This window comes from Nocardia sp. NPDC004711, assembly GCF_053601595.1.
In genome coordinates, this window is sequence record NZ_JBSGCB010000012.1 from 181,447 (window position 1) to 205,819 (window position 24,373).

Sequence of the window (24,373 nt, forward strand, 5' to 3'; positions counted from 1 at the left end):
ACGGAATTCGGTGGATCCCTTCAGTTCTGGAATGCGGAGGTGTTCTCGTCGGCCCACTGCGCGAAGGTGAGCGCGGGCCGGCCCAGCAATTCCGCGACGGTGCCGGTGGTCGGGCCAGGGGTGCGGGCATAGTCGGCGAGCGAGCCGAGCAGCCGGTCCGGAACCTCCTCGGGCAGGCCCTGGGCCAGTAGCGCGGCCCGCACCTGGTCCGGCGCGACTTCGGCGAACGACAGGTCGGTGCCGAGGGCCTTGCCCAGGATGCGCACCTTGTCACGTTGGTCGAGTGACTCCGGGCCCGTGAGGACGTAAGCGCTTCCGCCATGGCCGGATTCGGTGAGCGCGCGAACCGCCACGGCGGCGATATCGCGCTGGTGGATCGGCGAGGTGGCCGCGGCGGCGTACGCACCGCGGACGGTTCCGGTGGCGCGCAGCTGCGGGGCCCAGGCCAGCGCATTGGCGTCGAAGTCCGCGCAGCGCAAGGCCGTCCACTCCAGGCCGGAGTCCCGCGCGGCCTGTTCCGCGGCCCGGAATCCGTCGGCGAAGCGCGGTTCTCCCGCCGGGTACTGCACCGTCAGCGCGGAGATGACCACGGCGCGGCGCACGCCCACTCCGGCGGCCGCGCCCAGCAGGTCACCGGCCGCCGCTCCGGCCGCACGCGGGCTGATCAGCACCGCTTCCGCGCCGTCCCACACCGGACCCAGCGAGCGCGGGTCCGAGGGATCCCCGCCGACCACACGCACATCCGCGGGCAGCGCCGCCCGCTGCGGGTTGCGGCTGACGGCGGTCACCTGCTGTCCGGATTCCAGTAGGAGCTGGATGGTTTCGCGGCCGACGACTCCCGTCGCACCGGTGATGACGATCATCGTGAACTCCAATCTTTTGTACGAAATTCATATAATTCAAAGGGTAGATGCTACGAGTTTCGTACTACAAGGTGAGCTGGATCACTCATTTGTCAGCACAATCGCAGGTCGAGGCCCATCCAGTGCCAACTACGGGTGACGTAAAGTACGAAGCTCATACGAGCCGACGGGAGGCGTGGTGGGTGCGGCGGCGGATCGCGAAGAAGCCCGGCTGCGGCGGCGCGCAGCAGGCGATATCAAGGGCGCGATGCGCGGGCTGCGCAGCAACCTGGCCATGCTCAACCGTCAGGTCGGGGTACGCCTGGAACTGCGCGACGTCGACGTCGACTGCCTCGACGTGATCAACAGTCAGGGCCCCATCAGCCCCACCGCCCTGGCCCGCGCCGCAGGACTGCACCCCGCCACCCTCACCGGCATCCTCGACCGGCTGGAGCGCGGCGGCTGGATCGTCCGCGAACGCGCCGCCACCGACCGGCGCTCGGTCGTGGTCCGCACCCTCCCCGACCGCCTCGGCGAGCTCTACCACCTACTGTCGGGCATGAACAGCTCACTGGACGACATCTGCGCGGACTACACAACCGAGCAACTCCAGCTCATCGCGGAATTCCTCCGCCGCAGCGCCATCGCAGGCCACGACTCCGGCCGCGAACTCCAATAACCGCCACCCACCTTCGCCCATCACAGAATCCCCACGGCGGCAACGGCACCCGCTTACGGTCACAACGCCCACCAGGCTCAGGTCCGGTCGGCGTCAATGGTGCAGCCGATGGGGGCGGAGCCCACCCTGTGTCGCTTGGACGTCGGCCGAGAATGTCCAGGTCCAGGAGTCTGTTCTGGCGACTCAGCGCCTGAAAAGTCCTCGCCACCAAGACCGTTCGGTAGCGATGGGTTCGAGCGGGGCGGAAACGCGGGGTGGGCGGGCGGATTTGCGTTCGGCGCGCCAGGTTTCGACGACGTCGTCGACCTTCAGGGGGCCGATCGGGACGTGGGGGCCGGTGGGCATGCGGAGGTAGTGGACTATGCGGTCGTTGAGGGAGGCCACGGTTGCGCGAACATCCTGCTCGGAGAACATGTCCCGGACGGTTTCCTGGATTCGTTCGCGTTCCCGGCGGAGGATGATCGATTCGGGGAGGAGGGCGTCTCCGCCCAGGCCCTCGCGCTTCAGATAGTTGCGGAGCCACCAGTCTTCGTCGGCCGCACCGGGCGGGATGGGCTGGCCCGCGCCCTTCAGGTTGTCGAATTCACCCCGCTCCGTTGCCTCGCGGACCTGCTTGTCGATCCACGATTCGAAGGAGAGCCCGGGCGATTTGCGCTCGGTCATGACCCGATCCTACCGATCACCGCGGGACAGCCGGGTGAGCGCGCGATGGCGAGATCCCTTCCGGCGCGGGGTCAGTTGCCGGCGCGGTAGGGGTCGAACACGGTGGTGACCATGCGGTGGGCGGTGGCGACGGCGTGGCCGGCGTCGCCCTCTGCCAGGCCGAGCAGCGGGTCCAGGCCGGGGACGTGGGGAGCGAGGGCCAGGTGGGGCAGCATGACCAGCAGCAGGGCGAGCAGGGCCTGGGTGTCGGTGCCGGGGCGGAGGGCGCCGCGCGCGGTCGCCACGTCGAAGAGGGGTTGCAGCACTGCCACGTAATGGCGGTTGACGGCTTCCCGGACGGCGGTGCGGGCCACGGGGTCGGGTTCGAGGTTGGCGGCGGCGGTCATCGCGCGCTCGAGCGGGTGGTCGTAGAAGTAGCGGATCCAGGCTTCGAGGAGGACGTCGAGGGAGCCGAAGAAGTCACTGTCCCAGTCGAGTTCGCTCACGGTCGCCTCCATGGTCGAGCGAATCCGTTCGCTGGACAGTTCCGCCAGGTAGACGTACATGTCGGCCTTGTCGGCGAAGTACTGGAACAGGCTGCCCTTGGAGACGCCGGCCTCGCGGCAGATGGTGTTGAGGCTGCCGCCGCTGAACCCGCGGGCGGCGAATTCGGCCTCGGCGGCGGCCACCACGGCGGCCCGGCGCGGCGCGGCAAGCCGGTCCCAAGTTCCTGTCGGCATCACCGATCTCCTCTGCCCGCGGGCTATTGACTGTGCGACGGTTTCGATCCTACAGTGACCGGCGGTCATATGACCGCTGGTCATAAAGGAGTCCGAATCATGTCCACCAAGTCCAACGAGCCGGGAACCCGCGCCGACGAGCCGAGGGTCTGCGTCATCGGCGCGGGCTCCGCGGGTATCGCGGCGGTGAAGGTGCTGACCGAAACCGGGATCGACGTGCACTGCTACGAGCTGTCCGACCGGGTCGGCGGCAACTGGGTGTGGGGCAACAGCAACGGGGTGTCGGCGGCGTATCGGTCGCTGCACATCAACACCTCGCGTCAGCGCATGGAGTTCAGCGACTTCCCCATGCCCGCGCACCTGCCCGACTTCGCCCGTCACGATCAGATCGCCGACTACTTCGATGCGTACGTGCGCCATTTCGGGTTCGGCGACCGCATCCGGTTCCGCACCGGGGTCGACCGCGTGCAGCCGCTGCCCGACGGCACCTTCCGCGTGACGCTGTCGAGCGGCGAGACCGTCGGCTACGACGCGGTGCTGGTCGCCAACGGCCACCACTGGGATCCCCGCCTGCCCGAGCCGATGTTCCCCGGCGCCAGCGAATTCCGCGGCACGATCATGCATTCGCACGCCTACATCGAGGAAGCGCAGCTGACCGGCAAACGGGTCGTGGTGCTGGGCATGGGCAACTCCGCGATGGACATCGCGGTCGATGCCTCGTATCACGCTGCGGAGACCTATCTTTCGGCGCGCAGCGGGGTGCACGTGATCCCGAAGTACGTGTGGGGCCGCCCCTATGACCGGATCGGAGCGGCCGAATGGTTCCCGTCGTTCCTGCGCTGGCCGCTGGCCCGCAAGCTGATGGCCGCGGCGACCGGGCCGATGACCCGCTACGGGCTGCCCGCGCCGAATCACAAGTTCGCCCAGGCGCATCCGACCATGTCCAGCCGGATCCTGGATCGGCTCGCACACGGGGCGATCACGCCGATGCCGACCATCGATCGCTTCGACGGCGACGAGGTGGTGTTCACCGACGGCCGCCGGGTGACCGCGGATCTGGTGGTGTTCTGCACCGGATACAAGATCAGCTTCCCGTTCTTCGAACCCGGCTTCCTGGACCCGTCCGGTGACAATCGGATACGCCTGTACCGCCGGGTCTTCCATCCGGAGGTGCCGGGTCTGTACTTCGTGGGGCTGGTGCAGCCGCTGGGTGCGATCATGCCGATCGCCGAACGCCAGGCCCACCTCATCGCCGACCACCTGCAGGGCCGCTACCACCTGCCCGGCCCGGCCGAGATGGAGCGGGAGATCACCACACACCGGCGCGGCATCCAGCGTCGCTACGTGGCCTCCAAGCGCCACACCATCCAGGTCGACTTCGACGACTACATGCGCGATCTGCGGCTGGAACGACGCCGTGGCGCGCAACGCCCGGGTGGGCTCTCCCGGGTCGATCGCCCGACCGCGAGCGTCGCCGCCCGCCGCGCCCGCGACGGCGAGACGGTGGCGTGATGCGCGAGAACACCACGGGCGCAAGCGAACACGAGGTGTGGTTCCCGTCCGAGGACGGGAACCACTGCGCGGCGACCCTCTATCTGCCGGACCAGCGGCCCGGGAGCCGTCCGCCGGTGATCGTCATGGCGCACGGGCTCGGCGCGATCCGCGCGATGGGCCTGGCCGCCTACGCCGAACGTTTCACCGCCGCCGGATACGCCTGCCTGATCTTCGACTACCGCCACTTCGGCGACAGCGAGGGCATGCCGCGGTATCTGCTGTCGACCCGCCGACAGCGCGCCGACTGGGCGGCCGCGATCGCCTTCGCCCGGCAGCTGCCGCAGGTCGACGGCGCGCGAATCGTGGCCTGGGGCACCTCTTTCGGCGGCGGGCACGCCATCTACACCGCGGCCCGGCGCCCGGCCGGACTGGTCGCGGCCATCGCCCAGTGCCCGTTCACCGACGGCATCGCCTCCACCCTGGCCATTCCGCCGGTCAACTCGGTCAAGGCCACCCTCGCCGGTGTCCGTGACATCGCCGGTGCGCTGTTCGGCCGCGCACCGCACATGATCACGACCGCCGGGCCCGTGGACGGTACCGCCCTGATGACCGCGCCCGACGCCGAATCCGGTTATCTCGCACTGGTTCCGCCGGGCACGGACTTCCGCAATGAAGCCGCGGCCCGCGTCGTCTTCGACATCCTGACCGATCGGCCCGGCCGGTTCACCGACCGCATCGAGGTGCCGATCCTGTTCGCGGTGTGCGAAACCGATTCCGTCGCACCGGCCGAGGCCACCCTGCGCTACGCGGCCCGGGCGCCGCGCGGTGAGGTCCGCACCTACGCCGCCGGGCATTTCGACATCTACCGCGGCGCGGCCTTCGATCACGTGGTCGCCGATCAGCTGGACTTCCTGCACCGTCACGTCCCAGTCGATGGAGAACCGCGGGCATGATCGACCGTGGTCAGCGAGTCTCGTTGCGCTCCAGAGCTTCCGCGGTTTCGCGGGCATTGTCGATGGCCAGCGGGTCGTCGCCGAGCTCGGTGTGGGATTCGACGGAGTAGAAGCGCACTTCGTGGCCGTCGGGGTCGCGCAGCTCGGGGAGGATCCAGCCGATGGTGGCGAAATGGACGCCGGCATGGGGTTCGCCGAGGGCGGTGAGATGCGCGGCCAGCGCCCGCATGGCGGCCCGGTCGGGTACGCCGATCGAGAAGTAGTCGAATCCGGCTGCGGCGGCGGCCTTTTCGGGGTCGAGCCGGAGACCGAGTATGGGGCCACCGGCCGGGTGATGCAGGGCGACACCCCTCAGGTCGCCCTGCTCACGGAATTCGACGCCGACGGTGTAGCCGAGGCGGGTGCGGTACCAGTCGATGGACCGCGCCAGATCGGACACGGGGAGTTTGAGGTGATGCACCCCGGCGAGCGTGGGGATCATCGCTGCTATCCTTTGCAGTATCAGTGTAATGATGCAGCATCACTGCAGTGATGCAGTAAGGATGCAGCAAATGAGCCCCGGTGTCAAGAAGACGTCTCCGCTGTGGGACGCTCGCAAGGCCGAGACCGAACGGAAGATCCTCGACGCGGCGCGCCGGCTGTTCATAGCCGACGGGTACGCGGTGACCTCCCTGGCCGCGGTCGCCGAGGCCGCCGAGGTGGGCTCGCGGACCGTCTACCTGCGCTTCGGGTCCAAGGCGGAACTGCTCAAACGGACGATCGACGTGGCGATCGTCGGCGACATGCAGGACATCGATGTGGCACACCGCGACTGGCACATCCGGGCCGCCACCGCGCCCACCCTGGACGAACGGATCACCGCCTACGCGCGCGGCGCTCGCGAACTCATGGAACGCGCCGCCCCGGTCATCGCCGCCGCGGTCGCCGCCGAGGCCAGCGAACCACTGATCGCCGAGGCCGCCCAGGCCGGGCGCGCCGCCACGCAGCAGCACATAGCCGACATCTGGCGTCATATGCACGCCGACGGGCTGCTGCATCCGAACGCCGATCTGGACTGGATCATCGCCACCGTCGGCCCGCTCGGCCAGGCCGACACCTACAACCTCATGGTCCGCACCCTCGGCATGGACCCGGACGGTTACGAGCGGTGGCTGTCCGGCACCTGGCTGCGCCTGGCGACCACGCCCTCTACGCTTCCGGAAGCCTGATCCACGCGCTGCGGAACGCAGTGCCCATGCTCGAGGAATGCCATGCCGCCCACCCGGCGCTCACTCAGAATCGCCCACACCATCGGGGTCGCCGTCGGCCTGGTGCTGCTGATCGCCGGAATCGTCCGGCTGTTCCTGCCCCTGGAATGCTCCGGCCACACCCTCGAACCCGGGCAGGAATGCCACGACACCGTCAAAGGGCGGCAGGTGGTCAGGACCTTCAACGAGCAACGGTCCCTGCGCGATTCGACGGACGGCTTCCTCATCGTCGGCGGTCTGGTGGTCGCGGCGGGTTCAGCCGTCCTGCTACGCCGCACCACACGCGCGTAACCGCAACCACTTCGCCGGGTTCCGCGGGCACACTGAAGACATGGATCCTGTCGTCGCGTTGCGGATGATCGCGTTCTTCAAGGACCGGGACCGGGAGGATTCCCGGCGGGTGATGGCCTATCGCAATGCCGCCGACATCATGGAGGGGCTCGACGATGCCGAGCGGGAACGGCTGGGGCGGACCGGTGACTGGCAGTCGCTGCCGGGGATCGGGCCGAAGACGGCGGCGGTGATCGCGCAGGCATGGGCCGGACGGGAGCCGGACACGCTGATCCAATTGCGGACCGCCGCAAAGGATCTCGGGGGCGGCGAGGTGCGGGCCGCGCTGAAGGGCGACCTGCACGTGCATTCGAACTGGTCGGACGGATCGGCGTCCATCACGGAGATGATGGCCACCGTGCAAGCGCTGGGGCACGAATACTGCGCACTCACCGACCACTCACCCCGCCTGACCGTCGCCAATGGACTCTCACCGGATCGGCTACGGCAGCAACTGGATGTGCTCGACGAGCTCCGCGACCGGTTCGCGCCCATGCGCATTCTCACCGGCATCGAGGTCGACATCCTCGACGACGGCGCACTCGATCAGGAACCCGAACTGCTCGACCGCCTCGACATCGTGGTCGCCAGCGTCCATTCCAAGCTGAAGATGGACGCCGCCGCCATGACCCGCCGCATGGTGCGGGCCGTATCCGGAGGTCGGGCCACGGTCCTCGGCCACTGCACCGGCCGCCTCGTCGAAGGCAACCGCGGCACCCGCCCGGAATCGAAATTCGATGCCGAACAGGTCTTTTCCGCCTGCCGCGACCACGGCGTGGCCGTCGAGATCAACTCCCGCCCCGAACGCCGCGACCCACCCACCCGCCTCCTGAACCTGGCCCTCGACCTGGGCTGCCACTTCGCCATCGACACCGACGCCCACGCCCCCGGCCAACTCGACTTCCTCGGCTACGGCGCCCAGCGCGCCCTCGACAACGGCGTTCCCGCCGACCGCATCATCAACACCTGGCCACTCGACAAGCTGCTGAGCTGGGCGGGTTCCTAGCCCCGATCAAGATCGGGGAGCTCCGAGCGCGGGAATCTGTGCGAGAAGCCGCAGTGAGAGCTCCCTGACGCTCGGGGCGTGGGACGAAATCGGCGGGTCAGTGCGGGCAGGTGGACTGAAAGGGCTTGTTCGCGAACAGGTCTGCGATCCAGGACGACCACTGGGGTGTGACGGTGGCGGGGGCGTCGTGGCCGCCGGGGACGGTGAGGTCGTGGACCGGGGTGCCCAGGGCGCACATTGTGGAGATCGCGGCGGTGGACCAGGCGGTGTCGACCAGTTTGTCGGCGTCGCCGCGGGCTATGTAGATGGGCAGTGGGGTGGCGGATCGGGGGAGGTTCGTCCGGGATTGGAAGTCGGTGAACGGGCGGGCCGCGGCGTCGTCGGTGAAGGATGCCTCGGCGGGGGTGGCGGCCTGGCCGAGGGCGATGTCGGCGGGGGTGAGGGTGCCGCTGCAGGCGGATTCGAGATGCGGTGCGGCGGTGAGCAGGTCGCCGTGCAGGACCTGGTCGTAGCGGTAGTCGGGGGTGGTGTCGCGTACTGCGGCAACGAGATACGGGATGATCAGGTATTGGTCGGGGGCGTTGAGGGTGCCGGTGCGGACGGTGTCGACGAGCTGGAGTTGCAGGGCGGGTGACAGCAGGACGACGCCGTGGAGGTTCAGGTCCGGCGCATAGGATTTCGCGGTTTCGGCGGCCGATTCGGCGGCGCGGCCGCCCTGGGAGACGCCGAGGAGCACGGTGTCGGAGGACAGCGGGAGGCCGGTGGAGTGGGCGGCGCGGATCGAGTCGAGGACGTCGTAGCCGGAGGATCGCGAGTCCAGGTACGGGGCGTTGCCCGGGCCGTCGAGGCCCTGGTAGTTGGTCATCACCACGGCGCGGTGCCCGGCCAGGAGTCCGGCCACCGTGGCGGCGGAGCCGAAGAGGGTGGGCGAATTGGTGGGTGCGCAGGCGCTGACGACTCCGGAGGTGCCGTGGGCGAAGGCGATGACGGGCCAGCCGCCGGCGGGGGCGTCCCCGGTGGGGAGGAAGACCGCGCCCGACACCTCGATCGGTTTCCCTGTCGGGGAGGTGGATTGATAGCGGATGTAGGTGGCCGAGGACATCGCGGCCGTCAGGGCGGGGTCGAGATTGCCCAGTGATCGCTGTGAGACCAGCTTCCCAGGAGATTCCACCGCTCGTGTGGTCGTGTCGGAGGTGGCGCCGCAGGCGGTCAGAAACAGGGCAGCCAGTACCGGGAAGACAATCGCTGCTCGCATGCCGCTCCTTCGGATCGGGGTTCGATGACAGCCGCCTCGATTAACTCGAATCTAGCTGTTGCGACGGCCCCGGCCGGGGAAGGAGGTCAGCTGACCTTCGCAAGCGGACCAGGCGGACGGCGAGAGGTGGGAGCGGACGCGCGCGAAGAGCTCGTAGAGCCCCGCGCTGTATTTCGCTGCCAGTTCGGCGTTTTGCGCCAACACGTCCAGCTCGTTGGCGATCGTCAGCTCCAGAAAGGCCCGGAAATCGGCCGCGGAGGGCTCGAATTCGCCGCCGGTGAAGCGGTCCCGGAACCGCACCGGATCCGCGTCGATACGGGGATAGACCGTTCCGCGATCACAGGCGGCGTACTGATAGATCCATCCCTCGGCCCGGGCGCCGACCAGCTCGACAACCGTTGCGCGATCGGATAATTCGACGAGCGAGACACCGAATCCGTCGGTGCCGTACACGGCATGGGCCAGGCCGGCGAGCTGGAGGTCGCCGTCGTGTCCCCACGCCGCGAGCGTGTCGGCGACCCGGCCCAGGTGGGCGAGCAGCGTCCCGCCGGGATGATCGATGGTCTGTGTGCCGCGATCCCGCAGGAACCGCTCGACGCGGTTCCTGCGGGATGCGAGGGATTCCGGCTCGTTCATCTGTTCATTGTCGCGCGGGAACCGGTTCGGCGGCAGCCGCTCTCACCCGCCGCTGCAGCCGGTACAGGACGAGCGACGCCGCGGACGCAGCCACCGAGAGGGCGGCGAGGACCCCGAAGGCGAGGTGGTAGGCGGACACCGGCGCCCAGCCGGATGACGTTGCCCGGGAGAGGATTACCGCCACCAGCGCCACCGCGACGGCGCCGCCCACCCGCTGCAGGATGTTCACGAAGGCCGTGGCGTCGGGCAGCTGCTCGTGCCGGACCGCCGCATACGCCGCCGAGACCAGCGGCATGGCGCCGACACCGGTGGCCATACCCGCCGCGAACAGCAGGAATTGGATGAGGATTTCGTTCGCGCCGACCGGCAGGAACGCGAGCGGCAGTACGGCGCAGGCGATGGCGAGGTTGCCGAGCACCGCGACCCGGCCGCCGCCGAACCGGTCGGTCAGCCGTCCGCCCAGCGGCAGCATGATGATGCCGCCCAGGCCGTAGCTGAGCAGATCGACGCCGGTGCGAATGAGCCCGGTGCCGTGCAGCACCTGGAAGTACAAGGGCAGCAACACCATCACGCCGAACATGGCGCCGCCCGCGAAGAAGCTGGCGCTGGTGGCGGCCCGGAAAGCGTGGTTGCCGAACATCCGGATGTCCAGCAGCGGCCGTTCACCGCGCAGCGCACGGGTGATGAATCCGGCCAGGCCCGCGAGCCCGAGCACGACGGGCAGCCACACCGACGGCGAGGTGACCGACCCCGTGGTCCCGACCTCGGACAACCCGTACACCACGGCGGATACGCCGCCACCCGCGAGCACCAGCCCGGTCACGTCGAGCGGCTGTGTCGCCACCCCGCTGGTCCGTGGCAGATACCGCAGCCCCAGCGCCAATCCGGCCAGTCCGAACGGAATGTTGATGAGGAACAACCACTCCCAGCTCCAGTGCGCCAGCATGAGCCCGCCGATGGTCGGCCCGATGGCGGGCGCGCCCACCACCGCGATGCCGACCACACCCATGACCCGGCCCATGCGCTGCGGCCCGGCCGCCTGACCCAGGATGGTCTGCCCGGCTGGGATCATGAGTCCCGCCGCAAGTCCTTGCAGGACGCGCATTCCGATCAGCCACCCCGCGGTCGGCGCGAAGGCGCACGCCGCCGAGGTCAGGGTGAAGGCGACCAGCGCCCCCATCCACAGCCGGGTGACGCCGACCCGCCGCGCCAGCCAGCCGCACACGGTGAGCGAAACACCGAGGGCCAGCAGGTATCCGCTCGCCACCCACTGGATCGTGGCCAGCGACGCACCCAGATCCGCGCCGATGGTGTGCAGCCCGATATTGACCAGCGAGGTGTCCAGCATGCCCATGACCGCGCCGAACACCACCACGCCGGCGGTGCGCCAGACATGCGCGGGGATCTTGCCGGAATCGGCGGGCACGGGAGCTCGGGCGGGCGCTCCCCCGGCACCGGATGTCCTGGTGTCCGAACGCATTTGCGTCATCGGACCTCTCCTTCAATAGTTGATGAGCAACTCAATTGCAGAGAGTACCAATGATTGAGTAGCTCAACAATAGATATAATCAGCGGGTGCCCGAAGAACCTTCCGTCCCGGCCGAGGCCCACCCCCCGAGCCTGCTGCGCCACCCGACCTACGCACTGGGCAAGCTGCACAAGGCGATGCACTCCCACCTCGGGACACCCCTGCGCGAGCACTGGGTGCTCACCTACCTCGCCGAGAGCAGTGAGATCTCCCAGCAGGAGATGGCCAACGTCCTGGAGATCGACCGCAGCGAAGTGGTGCGGCTGATCGACAGCCTCGAGAAGGCCGGTCTGGTCACCCGCACCCGCGATCCGCACGACCGCCGGAAATACCGGCTGGCTATCACCGCCGCCGGCAATCGGGTCCGCGCGGAGACCGATGCGAAGATCGCCGCCGCCACCGATGTGCTGCTCGCCCGCCTGACCCCGGCGGAAAGGGATACCCTGCACCGGCTTTCACTCAAGGCCCTGGGCTACGACACCGACGAGAGCTGACCCACACCCGGCCGGGCAACCGCCGCGAAATGGCTCACAACCGGTGACGGCTGTGAACCCGGTTACGCGTAGGGCTAGGGTTGGGGCCGTGCCTTCTCGACCCCGCCTACCCCGTTTGCCCCAGCTCAACCCGCCGCTGGACGCCCGCCGCGGCTACTCCCAGCAGGAGATTCTCGGCGAAATGCGCCGGCTGATCCTGGAGGGAAACCTGCCGCCCGGCACCGGTTTGCCGCTGGGCGAGATAGCACGCGAATTCACCGTGAGCGCCATTCCGGTGCGCGAGTCGCTGCAGACCCTGATCGGTGAGGGCCTGGTCGAGCACCGGCCCAACTTCGGGTACCAGGTCACCATGCTGACCGCCGACGAGCTGCGCGAGCTGTACATCGTGCGCGAGCGCCTGGAGTCCGCCGCGCTGGCCGCGGCCGTGCACAATGCCACCGAGGCCGATCATCAGCTGGCCCGCGAGATCCACGCCCGCCTCGAGCAGGCGGTGCTCACCGAGAACGCGGTGGCCTATCACCGCGAGACCCGCAACTTCCACCTGGCCCTGGTGCGCCCGTCGGGCATGCCGCGCGTGGTGCACATGCTCGAATACGCCTGGAACATCACCGAACCCGTGCAGCCCATGGTGCATGTGTCGACGATGGATCGCGTGGTGCTGCACGCCGACCACAGCAAGCAGCTGCAGGCCTTCCTCGCGAGGGATGCTGAAGCATTGCTGACTGCCACCGAGGGGCATCACGCACGCTTGAACGGCGTCCTCTCGCACCTGCCCACCGACACCGGTTTGTTCGCCGAACCCGCAGGTGAAGAAGATATATAACCCCTGAGCCTGGGGCTTTCGAACATATACGGTTCAAGCAACGCCGGAGCCATTTCTGTTCGATAGCGTGGATCCATGCGGATCCGGGTCATCAATCCCAACACCACCGCCGCGATGACGGCGCTCATCGGGGACAGCGCGCGCCTGGTCGCCGCGCCCGGCACGGTGGTCGACGCCGTCAACCCGGACATGGGCCCGGCCTCCATCGAGAGCCACTACGACGAGGCGCTGGCCGTGCCCGGCCTGCTGGCCGAGATCGCGCGCGGCGAGGCCGAGGGCGCGGACGGCTACGTCATCGCCTGTTTCGGCGATCCCGGCCTGGACGCCGCACGCGAGCTGGCGCGCGGCCCGGTGATCGGCATCGCCGAGGCGGCCATGCAGGCGGCCAGCCATCTGGGCCGGAAATTCAGCGTCGTCACCACCCTCGGCCGCACCGCCGGCCGGGCCTGGGAGCTGGCGGAACGCTATGGGATGGAACGGTTCTGCGCGAACGTGCACGCCTGCGAGATCCCGGTGCTCGAACTCGAGGATCCCGAGGCGCGCAAGATCATCGCCGACGCCTGCCGCGAGGCCGTGCTGGCGGACAACTCGGACGCCATCGTGCTCGGCTGCGCGGGGATGGCGGACCTGTGCGAGTACCTGACCGAGGAGGTCGGGGTGCCCGTGGTGGACGGCGTCGCCGCCGCCACGCTGACCGTGCAGTCGCTGGTCACCATGAAGTTGCGTAAGTCCGGCCGCGGGGAATTCGCGGCCCCACTACCGAAGACGTATGTGGGATTGCTCGCCGATTTCGGCATCGAAGAACAGGAGGCTCAGGCGTGACGCTGCCACCGGAGACATGGAACGGGATCGAATCCCGTTTGCAGGCTGTGGATTCGGAGCTGCTGCGGCTCTATCCGGGCGACCGCCCGGGCCAGCCGGTGCACACCGCGTACGCCTCCGGCGCGGATTCCTCGATCGACCTGCCGGCCCAATGGGGCACGGCCGCACTGGAACTCGCCGAGAGCCAGCGGGAGCTGCTGGTCGGGCTGGCCGGCGAGGATGTCGTCGCACGGGTTTTCCGCACCCTGAGCGAGCGCCCCATCCAGGACCTGCGGCTGGACTTCGAGGACGGCTACGGCACCCGCGGCGACGAGGTCGAGGACCGCGACGCCCTGCACGCCGGCGCGGTGCTGAAAGCCCTTCCGGCCGAAGTATTCTCGCGCGGTATCCGCATGAAGGGCCTCACCACCCTGGAGTGGGCGCGCGCCGTGCGCACCCTGGAGAAGGTCCTCGAGGGCGCGGGCGGCGTGCCCGAGGGCTTCGTGTTCACCGTGCCGAAGATCCGCCATGTCGAGCAGGCCGATCTCACCGTGCAGCTGTGCGACGCCATCGAATCGGCCCACGGGCTGGCCGCCGGATCGCTGCGGTTCGAGCTGCAGATCGAGAGCCCGCAGGCCATCATCGCCGCCGACGGCACCGCCCCGGTCGCCCAGCTGATCCAGCGCTCGGCCGGACGCTGCACCGGATTGCACTACGGTACTTACGATTACAGCGCCGCCTGCGGTATCGCCCCGAAGTTCCAGTCGCTGGAGCACCCGGTCGCCGACCACGCCAAGGCGGTCATGCAGGCCGCGGCCGCCACCACCGGGGTGTGGGTGTGCGACGGCTCCACCCAGGTGCTGCCGATCGGCACCGACGCGGAGGTGCGCGCGGCGGTGTCGCGGCACTTCCGCCTGGTCACCCGCTCGCTCGAGCGCGGCTACTACCAGGGCTGGGACATGGGCGCGGGCCACCTGGTCACCCGCTGGCTGGCCACCTTCGCGTTCTTCCGCGAGGGGCTGGGCATCGCCGCCCCGCGCATCGGCCGCTACCTGGATCGCCAGGGCGGCGCGGTGATGGACGAACCGGCCACCGCGCAGGCGCTGGCGACCGTGGTGCTGCGCGGACTGGAGTGCGGCGCCTTCGAACCCGCCGAGGTCACCGCGATCGCCCCCAAAGCCACTGTCGAGGTATTGCATCAATTGCGAGAGAGGAAGATTCCGGCGCTATGAGCGACGTTGATTTCACGCTGCTTCCCGATCTGGCCGTGCGCACCCTGGGTGGCGCCGTGCTGTGGGCGAACGACGAGTCCTTCGCCGAGAAGGAGAACCTGATCCGGCCCGAGCAGGCCACTTACTCCCCCGCCACCTTCGGCCACAAGGGCCAGGTGTACGACGGCTGGGAGACCCGCCGCCGGCGCAGCGCCGAGGGCGACCACCCCGCCGGCGACGACTGCGACACCGCGATCGTCCGCCTGGGCGTGCCCGGCGTGATCAAGGGCGTCGTGGTGGACACCGCCTGGTTCAAGGGCAACTACCCGCCCGAGGTGTCGGTGGAAGCCATTGCGGTGGAAGGCAATCCGTCGGTCGACGAGCTGGTCGCCGCCGAGGGCTGGACCACGATCGTCGAGCGCGCCAAGGTGTCCGGCGATTCGCAGAACCCGTTCGCCGTGGACTCCCCCAAGCGCTGGACCCACGTGCGGCTGCGCATGTTCCCCGACGGCGGCATCGCCCGCCTGCGCGTGCACGGCGTCGCCAAGCCCGACCTGGCCTGGCTGGAGTCCGGCCCGTTCGACCTGGCCGCGGTGGAGAACGGCGGCCTGGTCGCCGACTGCTCCAACCGCTTCTTCTCGCACCCGCAGAACGTGCTCATGCCCGGCCGCGCCCGCAGCATGGGCGATGGCTGGGAGACCGCGCGCCGCCGCGACAAGAACACCAACGACTGGGTGCTGGTGCAGCTGGCCGCCGAGGGCGTGATCACCGCCGCCGAGATCGACACCTCGTACTTCCTGTTCAACAGCCCGGGCGCGGGCGCCCTCACCGGCATTCGCGCCGACGGCACCGAGGTCGAACTGCTGGGCCGCACCCGCCTGCAGCCCGACACCCGCCACCGCTTCCTGATCGACGCAGAGGCGGCGGTCGTGCAGGTGCGCCTGGACGCCTTCCCCGACGGCGGCCTGGCCCGGCTGCGGCTCTTCGGCACCCTGACCGACGAAGCTCGGGCGCGACTGCGCGCCGAGCTGGAAAATGACCTGGCGTGATCGGTCAGGGCCCGGAGGCGGAAGCTCGCGTAACCACGGAGGGCCCCCGAGCGCGCCGAAAGGATATGCAGCCATGAGCGATTTCGATCTGAACTACCCGCGGGACATGGTGGGCTACGGCCCCAACCCGCCGCACCCGCAGTGGCCGGGTGAGGCGAACATCGCGGTCAACTTCGTGCTCAACTACGAGGAGGGCGGCGAGAACAATGTCCTCGACGGCGACGAGGCCTCGGAGACGTTCCTGTCGGATATCGTTCCGGCAGCGGCGTTCCCGAACCGGCACATGTCGATGGAGACCATCTACGAGTACGGCTCCCGCGCCGGACTCTGGCGGGTGCTGCGGCTGTTCGAATCCCGCGATATCCCGCTGACCATCTTCGGGGTGGCGCGGGCGCTGGAACGCAATCCGGAGGCCGTCGCGGCGTTCAAACGCAATGGCTACGACATCTGCTCGCACGGTCTGCGCTGGATCTCCTACCAGATGGTGGATGCCGAGACCGAGCGCGCGCACCTGGAAGAGGCGGTGCGCATCATCACCAAGCTCTTCGGTGAGGCGCCCAAGGGCTGGTACACCGGCCGCGATTCGCCGCAGACCCGCGAGCTGGTGGTGGAGCACGGCGGCTTCGTCTACGACTCCGATTCCTACGCCGACGATCTCCCCTACTGGGTGAAGGTCGCCGGCCAGGATCACCTCGTGCTGCCGTACACGCTCGAATCCAATGACATGCGCTTCTCCTCCCCCGCCGGATTCGCCAACGGCGAGGAGTTCTTCACCTATCTGAAGGACGCCTTCGACGTGCTCTACGCCGAGGGCGCGGCCGGTGCGCCGAAGATGCTGTCGGTCGGCCTGCACTGCCGCATCATCGGCAAGCCGGCGCGGGCCAAGGCGCTGGAGCGCTTCCTGGATTACGTGCAGTCACACGAGCAGGTGTGGCTGGCGCGGCGCATCGACATCGCCGAGCACTGGCGCACGGTGCATCCCGCGTCCTGACGCCCGGGAGAACCCGAAAACCACTGCGGCCCGGGGTGATTGCGCGATCACCCCGGTACCGGGAACGCCGGTGCGGCCGGAACCGCACACCGACTCTCCACCGGGGACCCGCCCGTCACGGGTGCCCGGATCTCCCTTCCGGTGTGGGGTACCGCCGGACGCATCGGCGGCACCACGAATACGGCCCGGAACCACCAGGTTCCGGGCCGTATTTGCGTGCCGGCGATATCACCGCTCGCTGCTGTCGGGCGAAACCGCCTCAGAGCGCGCCGCTTTCGATATCGCGCTTGATGCCCTCCTGCGTCGCCTGGTGCGCGGCCACCCCGTTGCCGGCCGTGAAGTCGATCAGGGCCGCATCGGCGACGAAGGTCAGATGCTCGTTGACGGTGGTCGTGCCATCGCCGTTGTCGGCGAAGGTGATCAGCTGGTGGGTGGTCACGTTCGGGACGTCCCAGCTGTCGGTGGTGTAGTAGTGCTCGTCCGGGTGCAGGCGCTGCTCGGCCTGGGTGTGCCCGGGGAAGGTGACCGGGCCCATCGGAATGTCCTCGAGCGCGGTGAAATCCGCGATCTGCGTGTCACCGTCATCGCAGGTGCGGTGGACGATGATGTCCTTCAGGAACGAGTGGCGGCCGATACCGTTGCGGACATCGGTGTACACGTCCCACACCTTGTCCAGCGGCGCGGCGATGGTGACCGGCAGATCCACCTCGGTCACCGATCGGCCGTCGGCCGGATTCTGCTGCTCGGCCTCGTAGATCGACCAGCTGACCTGCCATTCCAGTTTGTAGTCGTTCTCCGACTCGATGCAGGACGGCGCGTCGTCCGCGCGTGCCATCGCCGACCCCACCGCAGGCGACCCCATCGTCGCGCAGGCTATCGCCAGCGCATAACCCACCTTGAACCTCACCGGCCGGACTTTACCCCGGTCGCAACCTACCGGCAGGTTTCCTGCGAAATCGCGGCTACCGTGCCCCGGGCCGGTCCCCACGCTCCAATTCCACTGCGCGCTTCATCATTTCGCGTGCGCGGGTGCGGTCGCCGGCGTAATCGTAGGCGCGGGCGGCGCGGTAGTTGGTGCGCCAGTTCTGCGGGTCCGCCTCGAATTCCTGCTTCACCTGCTCGAAAAGCGCGTCGGCAGCAGCCTTCTCGATGCGTCCGGACGGGCGGCGCGGCAGATCGGAGACATCCAGCTCGCCGCCCTCCTCGTGCATGCGGCGGGCCAGGTGCTGGTGAGCGAAGGCGGCGCGGACACTGGTCGCCACGATCCACACGCCCAGCACCGGCAGGATGAACACGCCGATGCCCAGGCCCACCGCGGCCGGCTTACCGGTGGCGATCAGGTCGATCCCGATCCGGCCCAGCAGCACGAAGTAGAACCCGAGCACCACCACCAGGGCCGCGATGAAACCGACCCGCTTGAAGACCTCGCGGCCGTTGCCGTCGGCGGGATTCGCGGCGGGCGTGCTCACAGGTCGAGCAGCGGGTCGATGCCCACGGTGAGACCGGGGCGCAGCGGCGTCTTGCGCACGCCCAGCAGCACACCGGGTACGAAGGAGGTGCGGTCGAGCGAGTCGTGGCGGATGGTCAGCGTCTCCCCCTGCGTGCCGAACAGCACCTCCTGGTGCGCGACCAGTCCGGCCAGCCGCACCGAGTGCACCCGCACCCCGTCCACGTCCGCGCCGCGCGCACCCTCCAGCTCCTGGCTGGTGGCGTCGGGGCTGCGGCCCACACCCGCCTTCTCCCGGGCCGCGGCGATGAGCGCGGCGGTCCGGAAGGCGGTGCCCGACGGCGCGTCCGCCTTGTTCGGGTGGTGCAGCTCGATGACCTCCACCGAGTCGAAGAAGCGCGCGGCCTGCTCGGCGAACCGCATGCTCAGCACGGCGCCGATGGCGAAGTTCGGCGCGATCAGCACCCCGACCTCCGGCTCGGCGGCCAGCCAGCCCTTCACCTGCTCCAGCCGCTCGGCATCGAAGCCGGTGGTGCCGACCACGGCGTGAATCCCTTTCTCCACCAGCCACTTCAGATTGGGCATCACCACGTCCGGGTGCGTGAAGTCGACCACGACCTCGGTTCCGGCGGCCGTGAACGCCTCCAGCGAGTCACCCTTGTCGACCTGCGCCACCAGCTCCAGATCCGCGGCCGCCTCGACCCCGGCACAAATGGCCTGCCCGACCTTGCCGCGCGCCCCGAGCACACCCACCCGGATCCGGTTCGTGGTCACCTGGTCTCCTTCGCTATGACCGATCAAGGAACGGTTCGAGCCTATCGGGTCGGCGAAACGCCACGCCGCGCGGCCGTTTCGGACGAGTCGGCCACCGGCTACGGGGCACAGGTGCGGCCGGCCTGCTCCGGGTCGGTGGTCACAGCTGGTCGTAGACCGCGACGAGCCGGTCGAGGACCTCGGTGGCGGATCTCAGTGCGGCGATGTCCTGATCGGCCAGTTCGTCTCGCAGGGCGTCGGTCATGGCCGTCATGCGCTCGCGGCACCGGGTGCGCCCGGCCTCGGTCAGCGTGACCAGCACCGAGCGTTTGTCGCCGGGTGGGCGTTCCCTGGTGACATATCCCGCCGCGGCCAGGCCGTTGACCAGCTGAGTGGTTGCGGCGCCGGTTGTTTCGGCCAGGGCAGCGAGTTGGCCGATCGTGAGCGGCCCGTGGTCGGCCAGCGCGCGCAGGGCGCGCGCATGGGTGAGCGACAGCGCCTTGGGGGATCGGGTCGCGCGCCCCCGGAGCCGGGAATCCGCCGCGCTGAGCCGGTAGGCGGCCCGGGCCAGCAGATCGAGGGCTGTCGCGCGGTCCGCATCGAGGTCTTCGGTCACGGTGGGTTCTCCTGTCGGCGGATCGTGCGGGGTTGACAGCAGCTTAGTCTAAGTACTTAATAGATAAGTACTTAGCTTATCGATAGGAGCACTCACCATGACCACTCGATCCCTGGGCCAGAGCTGGGCCCTCGACATCGCCCTCGCCCAGGGCGGATTCGACGCCCTGCATCCACAGGCGAAGGGCACCATGGAGCAACTCGGTCACGACCACACCGACTTCGACAAGGTCTTCGAACTCGTGCGGAGCGGGGCGATGCTGCCGAAGGCGTGGGTGAGTATCGCCGCCCAGGCCGAGGAGCGCGCCGCCCACCATGAGCGAAACGGGTTCGCGCGCACCGCCGCCGACCTCTATACCCGGGCGGCCGTGATGTGGGGCCGGGCCCAGTACTCGATCTTCGAGGCGGCCGATCCACGCAAACTCGCCTTCCGCGAGCGCACCAACCATTGCGTCGAACGGCTGGGGGAACTGCGCGGCGGACTGGTCCGGCGGGTAGCGCTGGACTTCGAGGGCAAGCAGATTTTCGCACTGCTGCATCTGCCGGCGGGGCCGGTGCATCGGGCTCCGGCGGTGATTCTCGGCCCCGGCATGGACATGATCAAGGAGGACTACATCGCCGCGGCCGAGCGGTACTACACCTCGCGGGGCGTGGTCGCGCTGTCCATCGAGGGTCCTGGGCAGGGCGAGAGCCGGGCGCACGGCCTGACCGTCGATCTCACCAACTATGAGCGCGCCGTGCGGCATTACATCGACTATCTGAGCGAACTGCCGGAAGTGGATCCGCTCCGCATCGGCATGTTCGGCATCAGCATGAGTGGGTACTGGGGATCGCGTGCGGCCGCGACGGAGCCGAGGCTGGCGGCGTTGGCGGCCTTCGAGGCGCCGACCGGCGATTTCCGGACCATCTTCGAGCAGGCGCAGCCGACCTTCAAGAACAACTACATGTATATGGCGGGCTACGACGACGAAGCGGCCTTCGACCGGGAATTACGGGACCGGATGCCGCTGGATGATCTGGTCGGTGACATCGCGTGCCCGGTGCTGTACGGCATCGGCGAGTTCGACGAGCTGACCCCACTCGAACAGGCGCTCGCCAATTACGAACTCGTTCGCGCGCCCAAGGAGATTCGCGTCTACGAGGGCGAATTCCATCCACTGGGAGGCGTGGCGGCCGAGGTCTTCCGATTCGGCGCCGAATGGCTGGAACGAGCCCTGACCGGCGAATTCACGACGCCGGGGCGCGATGTGCGGCACTACGTCCACCGCGACGGACGCACCACCGACGGCACCGCCGATCCGCAATGGTGGTCGGGCGCAGTGCCGTCGGCCATCCAACGGCTGCGCTCGGCGTGAGCACCGATCCCGAAGTCGCCTGCCGCTCAGCGTAATTGCGCGCTGAGGCCCGGTCCGAGGGCGGCACACCGCGAGCCGTTCGACATCATGGCCGACCGGGACTCGAAAGGCCGGGTGCGCAAGGGATTCCATTGCGCGCCCGGCCTTTCGGGTCGGTGGACTAGCCGGTGTAGCCGGTCAGCTTGTAGACCGTGGTGTTGCCGATCTGCTGGGGTGTGAAGGTTGCGGTCACCCAGTCCGTGATGTCGGTGTGCTGGTTGCGACCGAAGCCACCCTGGTTGCCCGGGCCGCCCTGCTCGGGCTGGGCGCCTTGGCGGGCCGACTGATCGGCGGGGTTCTGGCCGCCGCCCTGCTGCCGGTTGTGCTCGGCACCGGCGGGGGCGCCGGGATCGCGGTTGCCGTTTCCGTTGTCGCCGTTGCCGTTTCCGTTGCCGCCACGGTCGTTGTTGTTCTGCACGATGTAGTAGCCGATCTTGCCGGCCTTCACATCGGCTTGGAACTCCGCCAGGGTCGGGGTCGGATCGCTGCCGGAGAAGCCGCCGATGGCCATGACCGCCTTGTCGGTCTGCAACTCCAGGCCCGCCGCGGCGGAGGAGCCGTTGATCGCGGCCGCCCACGTCGAGTCGGATGTCTTCAGCAGGGCCGCCAGCTGCTGGTTGGGCCGGGACTCGCCGAAGCCGCCGCCCCGGCCGCCCGCGGCACTCGCCGGGCCGACGGTCGGACCGCCGCCACCGTGCGGGGTGGCGATGGTGGCGATCGAGTAGGCGGTCGCGCCGGACAGGCTCGCGAACAGGCCGAGCGCCAGTGCCGCGGCGGCGAGACGGCGGTTGTCCCGGACCCACGGCAGCACGAGCAGCACGGTCGCCACGACGGTCAGTGCCAGAACCGCCCAGCGCAGTTCGGGGTACCAGCCGCTGTTGCGGTGCAGCAGTACGAAACTCCACACGCCGGTGGTCGCCACCAGCGCGGCCAGGCCGAAGCGACCGAGGATGGTGTCCCGCCCGGTCCACATCTCGTGGATGCCGACCGCGAACATGCCGGCCACGGCCGGTGCGATCGACAGGCAGTAGTACGGGTGCACGGTGCCGCTCATGTAGCTGAGCACGCCGCCGTCGATGAGGATCCACAGCCCGAACAGGATCGCGGCCGCCCGCACCGGGTCGGTGCGCGGCGCCCGGCCCCGCGAGACCAGCACCAGCACCATGGCCAGCAGCGCGGCCGGCAGCAACCAGCCGATCTCGAAGCCGAATTCACCGGTGAACAGGCGTCCCACGCCGCGGACCTGCCCGCCGAAGCCGCCGAATCCACCGCCGCCGTGTCCGCCCGGACCGGCCTGCGCGGCCGTGTCCGCCGCGGCGGCCGGATCGGGTGCCGCAGTGGTCAAGCCGGGTGCCGCGGTGGCCGGGTCGTGCGGCGCGCCGCCGCCCGGAGCACCACGGTGGTTGCGGCCGAGCACGCGGGCGAAGCCGTTGTAGCCCAGCACCAGATTCATGAAGTTGTTGTCGGTCGACCCGGCCAGATACGGGTGGCTCGACGCCGGCCACAGCAGCGTGACCAGCACGTACCATCCGCTCGACACCACCAGCGCGACGAGCGCCCCGACCAGCTGCACGAGGCGGGCGCGGATCGGATTCGGCGCGGCGACGAGATAGACCAGCCCCAGCGCGGGCAGCACCATCAGGCCCTCGAGCATCTTCGCCAGGAACGCGAACCCCAGCGCCACACCGGCCAGCAGAATCCACTTGGTCGAGGCGCGTTCGAGAGCGCGAACCGTGGCGTACGCGCCGGCCATCATCAGCAGCACCATGACCGCGTCCGGGTTGTTGAACCGGAACATCAACGCCGCGACCGGCGTCAACGCCAGCGCGGCTCCGGCGAGCAGCCCGGTGTAATGGCTACCCGTCAGCCGCCGCACCGCGCCGTACAGCAGCCCCACCGCGGCCACCGCCATCAGGGCTTGCGGAATCAGCATGCTGGCACTGGAGAACCCGAAGATCTGCCCCGACAGCCCCATCACCCACTGCGACACCGGCGGCTTGTCGACGGTGATGAAGTTCGCGGGATCCAGTGAACCGAACAGGAGCGCTTCCCAGTTCTTCGACCCGGCCCACGCGGCCCCGGCGTAGAACTGATTGCCCATCCCATCGATGGTGATGTTCCACAGATACATCACCGCCGTCGCGACTAGGAGCGCGGCCAGACCGGCACGTTCGGCGGTCTTACCGCCGAACCGTCCGGCCTCCTGTGCAGCCGCCGCGGGCGGCGGCGGAACCACTGGCGGGTTGTCCTGGAGTGATGTGGTCACGCTGACCATTCAGCGCCCCGGAGTCCAATGAACCCTGTGAGCCCGCCGGGAGCTTCCGGTGAGCCGCGGCCGCAGCTGCGCCCTACTGGAGTCGGGGTGTGCGGATGTGGGTGGGGCTCTGGCCGGTGTGGTGGCGGAACCATCGGGAGAAGGCGCTCAGTTCGGAGAAGCCGAGTTCGGTGGCGATGGCGGTGAGGGTGCGGTCGTGGTGGGTGAGGTAGCGGTGGGCGAGATCGAGGCGAGTGCTGTTGAGGAGGGTGGTGAAGGTTTCTCCGCTGCGGGCCAGGTATCGGTGCAGAGTCCGGCGGTCGATGCCGAGGCGGGCGGCGACGGTGGCGGCCGAGCACTGATGGGTGGGCAGCAGGGTTTCGATGATGGCGCGTGCCTGCTCGGCGGTGGATTCGCCGACCGGGGTCAGGGATCGCAGGTATTCGCGGGCATAGGGGCGGAGCAGGGGGTCGGCAAGCGGGTTGGCGGTGTCGAGGTCGCGGGTGTAGCACACGATGCCGTTGAAGCTCTGCTCGAATTCGATTGCGGGCCCGAGGATCCGGTGAGCATCGCCGCGCCGCTCGGGTGCGCCGTGGGTGAAGCAGACCGACAACGGATGCCAGTCCTGACCTAGGAGTTCTCGCAGGATGCGGCAGGTGGCACCGACGGCGAGCTCGGTGGCCTGCCGGCCGAGCGAGGCGCCGGGTGCGGCCTGGATGCGAATGGTGGTCAGACTGTCGGCCTGGGTGAGGCTGGTGCGCAGCGCCTCATTGTGCAAGGAGATATAGCGGAGCGCGATCTGCAGGGCACTGCGAACGTCGGGTTCCTCGCGGGCGACGAGCGCGACCGGCCCGAGGTTGGCCAAGCTGCGACGCTCGGCCAGGTGTAGGCCGAACTCCTCGCAGTTCGCTTCGCGCGCAGTGCGTTCCAGCAGCAGATCCACCGCGGCGGCGGGCAGCCAGGTATCGCTGGCGCTGACCGCCCCGGCGCCGATGCCCACCGATCGCAACATCAGCATCGGATCGACCCCCAAGGACAGGGTCAAATCGACATAGCCGGACAGGACGGCGCTTCGGATCATCGGAGCCATCGGCATCCCTCCTTCATGATGTCCCAGATTGTCAATCTTTCGGTCCCGCTCAGTCAAACATGATGACTCGTGCACACATAGCGTGACGGCTATCACGTT

26 protein-coding genes are annotated in these 24,373 nt (G+C 68.9%); 13 read left to right on the forward strand and 13 right to left on the reverse strand.

What is annotated here, in order from left to right; genetic code table 11:
• Positions 1 to 20: 20 nt before the first annotated feature.
• A complete protein-coding gene (locus tag ACWEKS_RS14505) occupies positions 21 to 863 on the reverse strand; it encodes an NAD(P)H-binding protein (protein ID WP_452340504.1) in 843 nt (280 codons plus the stop codon).
• 178 nt (positions 864 to 1,041) lie between these two features.
• Between ACWEKS_RS14505 and ACWEKS_RS14510 the strand changes: the two genes are divergently transcribed.
• On the forward strand, positions 1,042 to 1,521 hold the full coding sequence (locus ACWEKS_RS14510) for a MarR family transcriptional regulator (RefSeq protein ID WP_452340505.1): 480 nt from the start codon (positions 1,042 to 1,044) through the stop codon (positions 1,519 to 1,521).
• A gap of 183 nt (positions 1,522 to 1,704) precedes the next feature.
• Here the strand turns inward: ACWEKS_RS14510 and ACWEKS_RS14515 are convergent, their stop codons facing one another.
• Together ACWEKS_RS14515 and ACWEKS_RS14520 are read right to left on the reverse strand one after the other, a co-directional pair.
• Positions 1,705 to 2,184, reverse strand: a complete 480-nt coding sequence (locus ACWEKS_RS14515) for a DnaJ family domain-containing protein (RefSeq protein WP_452340506.1) — start codon at positions 2,182 to 2,184, stop codon at positions 1,705 to 1,707.
• Between the two features lie 71 nt (positions 2,185 to 2,255).
• Positions 2,256 to 2,903, reverse strand: coding sequence for a TetR/AcrR family transcriptional regulator (locus ACWEKS_RS14520; RefSeq protein WP_452340507.1), 648 nt, complete (start codon positions 2,901 to 2,903; stop codon positions 2,256 to 2,258).
• 99 nt (positions 2,904 to 3,002) lie between these two features.
• Between ACWEKS_RS14520 and ACWEKS_RS14525 the strand changes: the two genes are divergently transcribed.
• Together ACWEKS_RS14525 and ACWEKS_RS14530 are read left to right on the forward strand one after the other, a co-directional pair.
• The gene (locus ACWEKS_RS14525; RefSeq protein WP_452340508.1) at positions 3,003 to 4,415 is read left to right on the forward strand and encodes a flavin-containing monooxygenase; all 1,413 of its coding nucleotides are present in this window, start codon (positions 3,003 to 3,005) and stop codon (positions 4,413 to 4,415) included.
• The gene (locus ACWEKS_RS14530; protein ID WP_452340509.1) at positions 4,415 to 5,350 is read left to right on the forward strand and encodes an alpha/beta hydrolase; all 936 of its coding nucleotides are present in this window, start codon (positions 4,415 to 4,417) and stop codon (positions 5,348 to 5,350) included. The genes ACWEKS_RS14525 and ACWEKS_RS14530 overlap by 1 nt, the downstream gene beginning before the upstream one ends.
• A gap of 10 nt (positions 5,351 to 5,360) precedes the next feature.
• Here ACWEKS_RS14530 and ACWEKS_RS14535 read toward each other — a convergent pair whose 3' ends face one another.
• Positions 5,361 to 5,831: a VOC family protein gene (locus tag ACWEKS_RS14535; RefSeq protein WP_452340510.1), complete on the reverse strand. Its 471-nt coding sequence runs from the start codon at positions 5,829 to 5,831 to the stop codon at positions 5,361 to 5,363.
• 70 nt (positions 5,832 to 5,901) lie between these two features.
• Here ACWEKS_RS14535 and ACWEKS_RS14540 point away from each other — a divergent pair, with 70 nt between their 5' ends.
• The 3 genes from ACWEKS_RS14540 to ACWEKS_RS14550 are packed head-to-tail and all read left to right on the forward strand — an operon-like array spanning position 5,902 to position 7,933.
• Positions 5,902 to 6,558: a TetR/AcrR family transcriptional regulator gene (locus ACWEKS_RS14540; RefSeq protein WP_452340511.1), complete on the forward strand. Its 657-nt coding sequence runs from the start codon at positions 5,902 to 5,904 to the stop codon at positions 6,556 to 6,558.
• 42 nt (positions 6,559 to 6,600) lie between these two features.
• On the forward strand, positions 6,601 to 6,888 hold the full coding sequence (locus ACWEKS_RS14545) for a hypothetical protein (RefSeq protein ID WP_452340512.1): 288 nt from the start codon (positions 6,601 to 6,603) through the stop codon (positions 6,886 to 6,888).
• A 40-nt stretch (positions 6,889 to 6,928) separates the two neighbouring features.
• Positions 6,929 to 7,933, forward strand: a complete 1,005-nt coding sequence (locus ACWEKS_RS14550) for a PHP domain-containing protein (RefSeq protein WP_452340513.1) — start codon at positions 6,929 to 6,931, stop codon at positions 7,931 to 7,933.
• Between the two features lie 97 nt (positions 7,934 to 8,030).
• Here ACWEKS_RS14550 and ACWEKS_RS14555 read toward each other — a convergent pair whose 3' ends face one another.
• From ACWEKS_RS14555 to ACWEKS_RS14565, 3 genes are read right to left on the reverse strand one after another with little or no spacing between them, the layout of a single operon-like run.
• Entirely contained in the window at positions 8,031 to 9,188 is a 1,158-nt protein-coding gene (locus tag ACWEKS_RS14555; protein WP_452340514.1) for a lipase family protein, read from the reverse strand.
• Positions 9,189 to 9,239: 51 nt separating this feature from the next.
• On the reverse strand, positions 9,240 to 9,824 hold the full coding sequence (locus ACWEKS_RS14560; RefSeq protein ID WP_452340515.1) for a DUF6817 domain-containing protein: 585 nt from the start codon (positions 9,822 to 9,824) through the stop codon (positions 9,240 to 9,242).
• A 4-nt stretch (positions 9,825 to 9,828) separates the two neighbouring features.
• The gene (locus ACWEKS_RS14565; protein ID WP_452340516.1) at positions 9,829 to 11,313 is read right to left on the reverse strand and encodes a DHA2 family efflux MFS transporter permease subunit; all 1,485 of its coding nucleotides are present in this window, start codon (positions 11,311 to 11,313) and stop codon (positions 9,829 to 9,831) included.
• An 86-nt stretch (positions 11,314 to 11,399) separates the two neighbouring features.
• Between ACWEKS_RS14565 and ACWEKS_RS14570 the strand changes: the two genes are divergently transcribed.
• The 6 genes from ACWEKS_RS14570 to puuE all read left to right on the forward strand — a co-directional run bounded on the left by ACWEKS_RS14570 (position 11,400) and on the right by puuE (position 16,721).
• Complete coding sequence (locus tag ACWEKS_RS14570; RefSeq protein WP_379443048.1) at positions 11,400 to 11,846, forward strand: MarR family winged helix-turn-helix transcriptional regulator; 447 nt, start codon at positions 11,400 to 11,402, stop codon at positions 11,844 to 11,846.
• 88 nt (positions 11,847 to 11,934) lie between these two features.
• Positions 11,935 to 12,669 (forward strand): GntR family transcriptional regulator, encoded by a 735-nt coding sequence (locus ACWEKS_RS14575; RefSeq protein ID WP_379383699.1) that lies wholly within the window; start codon positions 11,935 to 11,937, stop codon positions 12,667 to 12,669.
• Positions 12,670 to 12,744: 75 nt separating this feature from the next.
• The gene (locus ACWEKS_RS14580; protein ID WP_452340517.1) at positions 12,745 to 13,491 is read left to right on the forward strand and encodes an aspartate/glutamate racemase family protein; all 747 of its coding nucleotides are present in this window, start codon (positions 12,745 to 12,747) and stop codon (positions 13,489 to 13,491) included.
• Positions 13,488 to 14,702, forward strand: a complete 1,215-nt coding sequence (locus ACWEKS_RS14585) for a DUF6986 family protein (protein WP_452340518.1) — start codon at positions 13,488 to 13,490, stop codon at positions 14,700 to 14,702. The genes ACWEKS_RS14580 and ACWEKS_RS14585 overlap by 4 nt, the downstream gene beginning before the upstream one ends.
• Complete coding sequence (gene alc / locus ACWEKS_RS14590; RefSeq protein WP_452340519.1) at positions 14,699 to 15,730, forward strand: allantoicase; 1,032 nt, start codon at positions 14,699 to 14,701, stop codon at positions 15,728 to 15,730. The genes ACWEKS_RS14585 and alc overlap by 4 nt, the downstream gene beginning before the upstream one ends.
• A 73-nt stretch (positions 15,731 to 15,803) precedes the next feature.
• Positions 15,804 to 16,721 (forward strand): allantoinase PuuE, encoded by a 918-nt coding sequence (gene puuE / locus ACWEKS_RS14595; RefSeq protein ID WP_452340520.1) that lies wholly within the window; start codon positions 15,804 to 15,806, stop codon positions 16,719 to 16,721.
• 259 nt (positions 16,722 to 16,980) lie between these two features.
• Here the strand turns inward: puuE and ACWEKS_RS14600 are convergent, their stop codons facing one another.
• The 4 genes from ACWEKS_RS14600 to ACWEKS_RS14615 all read right to left on the reverse strand — a co-directional run bounded on the left by ACWEKS_RS14600 (position 16,981) and on the right by ACWEKS_RS14615 (position 19,537).
• Positions 16,981 to 17,628 carry an SRPBCC family protein gene (locus ACWEKS_RS14600; RefSeq protein WP_357006906.1) on the reverse strand — a complete coding sequence of 216 codons (648 nt, stop codon included), beginning with the start codon at positions 17,626 to 17,628 and terminating at the stop codon, positions 16,981 to 16,983.
• Between the two features lie 55 nt (positions 17,629 to 17,683).
• The gene (locus tag ACWEKS_RS14605; protein WP_452340521.1) at positions 17,684 to 18,190 is read right to left on the reverse strand and encodes a hypothetical protein; all 507 of its coding nucleotides are present in this window, start codon (positions 18,188 to 18,190) and stop codon (positions 17,684 to 17,686) included.
• On the reverse strand, positions 18,187 to 18,942 hold the full coding sequence (dapB, locus tag ACWEKS_RS14610; RefSeq protein WP_452340522.1) for a 4-hydroxy-tetrahydrodipicolinate reductase: 756 nt from the start codon (positions 18,940 to 18,942) through the stop codon (positions 18,187 to 18,189). Before dapB ends, ACWEKS_RS14605 begins: the two co-directional genes overlap by 4 nt.
• Before the next feature lie 139 nt (positions 18,943 to 19,081).
• Positions 19,082 to 19,537 (reverse strand): MarR family winged helix-turn-helix transcriptional regulator, encoded by a 456-nt coding sequence (locus tag ACWEKS_RS14615; protein ID WP_452340523.1) that lies wholly within the window; start codon positions 19,535 to 19,537, stop codon positions 19,082 to 19,084.
• Positions 19,538 to 19,634: 97 nt separating this feature from the next.
• Here ACWEKS_RS14615 and ACWEKS_RS14620 point away from each other — a divergent pair, with 97 nt between their 5' ends.
• Positions 19,635 to 20,891, forward strand: coding sequence for an alpha/beta hydrolase (locus ACWEKS_RS14620; protein WP_452340524.1), 1,257 nt, complete (start codon positions 19,635 to 19,637; stop codon positions 20,889 to 20,891).
• Positions 20,892 to 21,051: 160 nt separating this feature from the next.
• Here ACWEKS_RS14620 and ACWEKS_RS14625 read toward each other — a convergent pair whose 3' ends face one another.
• The gene (locus tag ACWEKS_RS14625) at positions 21,052 to 23,205 is read right to left on the reverse strand and encodes an ArnT family glycosyltransferase (RefSeq protein ID WP_452340525.1); all 2,154 of its coding nucleotides are present in this window, start codon (positions 23,203 to 23,205) and stop codon (positions 21,052 to 21,054) included.
• 73 nt (positions 23,206 to 23,278) lie between these two features.
• The gene (locus tag ACWEKS_RS14630) at positions 23,279 to 24,274 is read right to left on the reverse strand and encodes an AraC family transcriptional regulator (RefSeq protein ID WP_452340526.1); all 996 of its coding nucleotides are present in this window, start codon (positions 24,272 to 24,274) and stop codon (positions 23,279 to 23,281) included.
• Positions 24,275 to 24,373 lie beyond the last annotated feature (99 nt).

Excerpts from the sequence above, each read along its gene's own strand:
- ACWEKS_RS14505 (WP_452340504.1), bottom strand. The coding sequence starts at position 863 with ATGATCGTCATCACCGGTGCGACGGGAGTCGTCGGCCGCGAAACCATC.
- ACWEKS_RS14515 (WP_452340506.1), bottom strand. The coding sequence starts at position 2,184 with ATGACCGAGCGCAAATCGCCCGGGCTCTCCTTCGAATCGTGGATCGAC.
- ACWEKS_RS14520 (WP_452340507.1), bottom strand. The coding sequence starts at position 2,903 with ATGCCGACAGGAACTTGGGACCGGCTTGCCGCGCCGCGCCGGGCCGCC.
- ACWEKS_RS14525 (WP_452340508.1), top strand. The coding sequence starts at position 3,003 with ATGTCCACCAAGTCCAACGAGCCGGGAACCCGCGCCGACGAGCCGAGG.
- ACWEKS_RS14530 (WP_452340509.1), top strand. The coding sequence starts at position 4,415 with ATGCGCGAGAACACCACGGGCGCAAGCGAACACGAGGTGTGGTTCCCG.
- ACWEKS_RS14535 (WP_452340510.1), bottom strand. The coding sequence starts at position 5,831 with ATGATCCCCACGCTCGCCGGGGTGCATCACCTCAAACTCCCCGTGTCC.
- ACWEKS_RS14540 (WP_452340511.1), top strand. The coding sequence starts at position 5,902 with ATGAGCCCCGGTGTCAAGAAGACGTCTCCGCTGTGGGACGCTCGCAAG.
- ACWEKS_RS14545 (WP_452340512.1), top strand. The coding sequence starts at position 6,601 with ATGCCGCCCACCCGGCGCTCACTCAGAATCGCCCACACCATCGGGGTC.
- ACWEKS_RS14550 (WP_452340513.1), top strand. The coding sequence starts at position 6,929 with ATGGATCCTGTCGTCGCGTTGCGGATGATCGCGTTCTTCAAGGACCGG.
- ACWEKS_RS14555 (WP_452340514.1), bottom strand. The coding sequence starts at position 9,188 with ATGCGAGCAGCGATTGTCTTCCCGGTACTGGCTGCCCTGTTTCTGACC.
- ACWEKS_RS14560 (WP_452340515.1), bottom strand. The coding sequence starts at position 9,824 with ATGAACGAGCCGGAATCCCTCGCATCCCGCAGGAACCGCGTCGAGCGG.
- ACWEKS_RS14565 (WP_452340516.1), bottom strand. The coding sequence starts at position 11,313 with ATGACGCAAATGCGTTCGGACACCAGGACATCCGGTGCCGGGGGAGCG.
- ACWEKS_RS14580 (WP_452340517.1), top strand. The coding sequence starts at position 12,745 with ATGCGGATCCGGGTCATCAATCCCAACACCACCGCCGCGATGACGGCG.
- alc (WP_452340519.1), top strand. The coding sequence starts at position 14,699 with ATGAGCGACGTTGATTTCACGCTGCTTCCCGATCTGGCCGTGCGCACC.
- puuE (WP_452340520.1), top strand. The coding sequence starts at position 15,804 with ATGAGCGATTTCGATCTGAACTACCCGCGGGACATGGTGGGCTACGGC.
- ACWEKS_RS14620 (WP_452340524.1), top strand. The coding sequence starts at position 19,635 with ATGACCACTCGATCCCTGGGCCAGAGCTGGGCCCTCGACATCGCCCTC.
- ACWEKS_RS14625 (WP_452340525.1), bottom strand. The coding sequence starts at position 23,205 with ATGGTCAGCGTGACCACATCACTCCAGGACAACCCGCCAGTGGTTCCG.
- ACWEKS_RS14630 (WP_452340526.1), bottom strand. The coding sequence starts at position 24,274 with ATGGCTCCGATGATCCGAAGCGCCGTCCTGTCCGGCTATGTCGATTTG.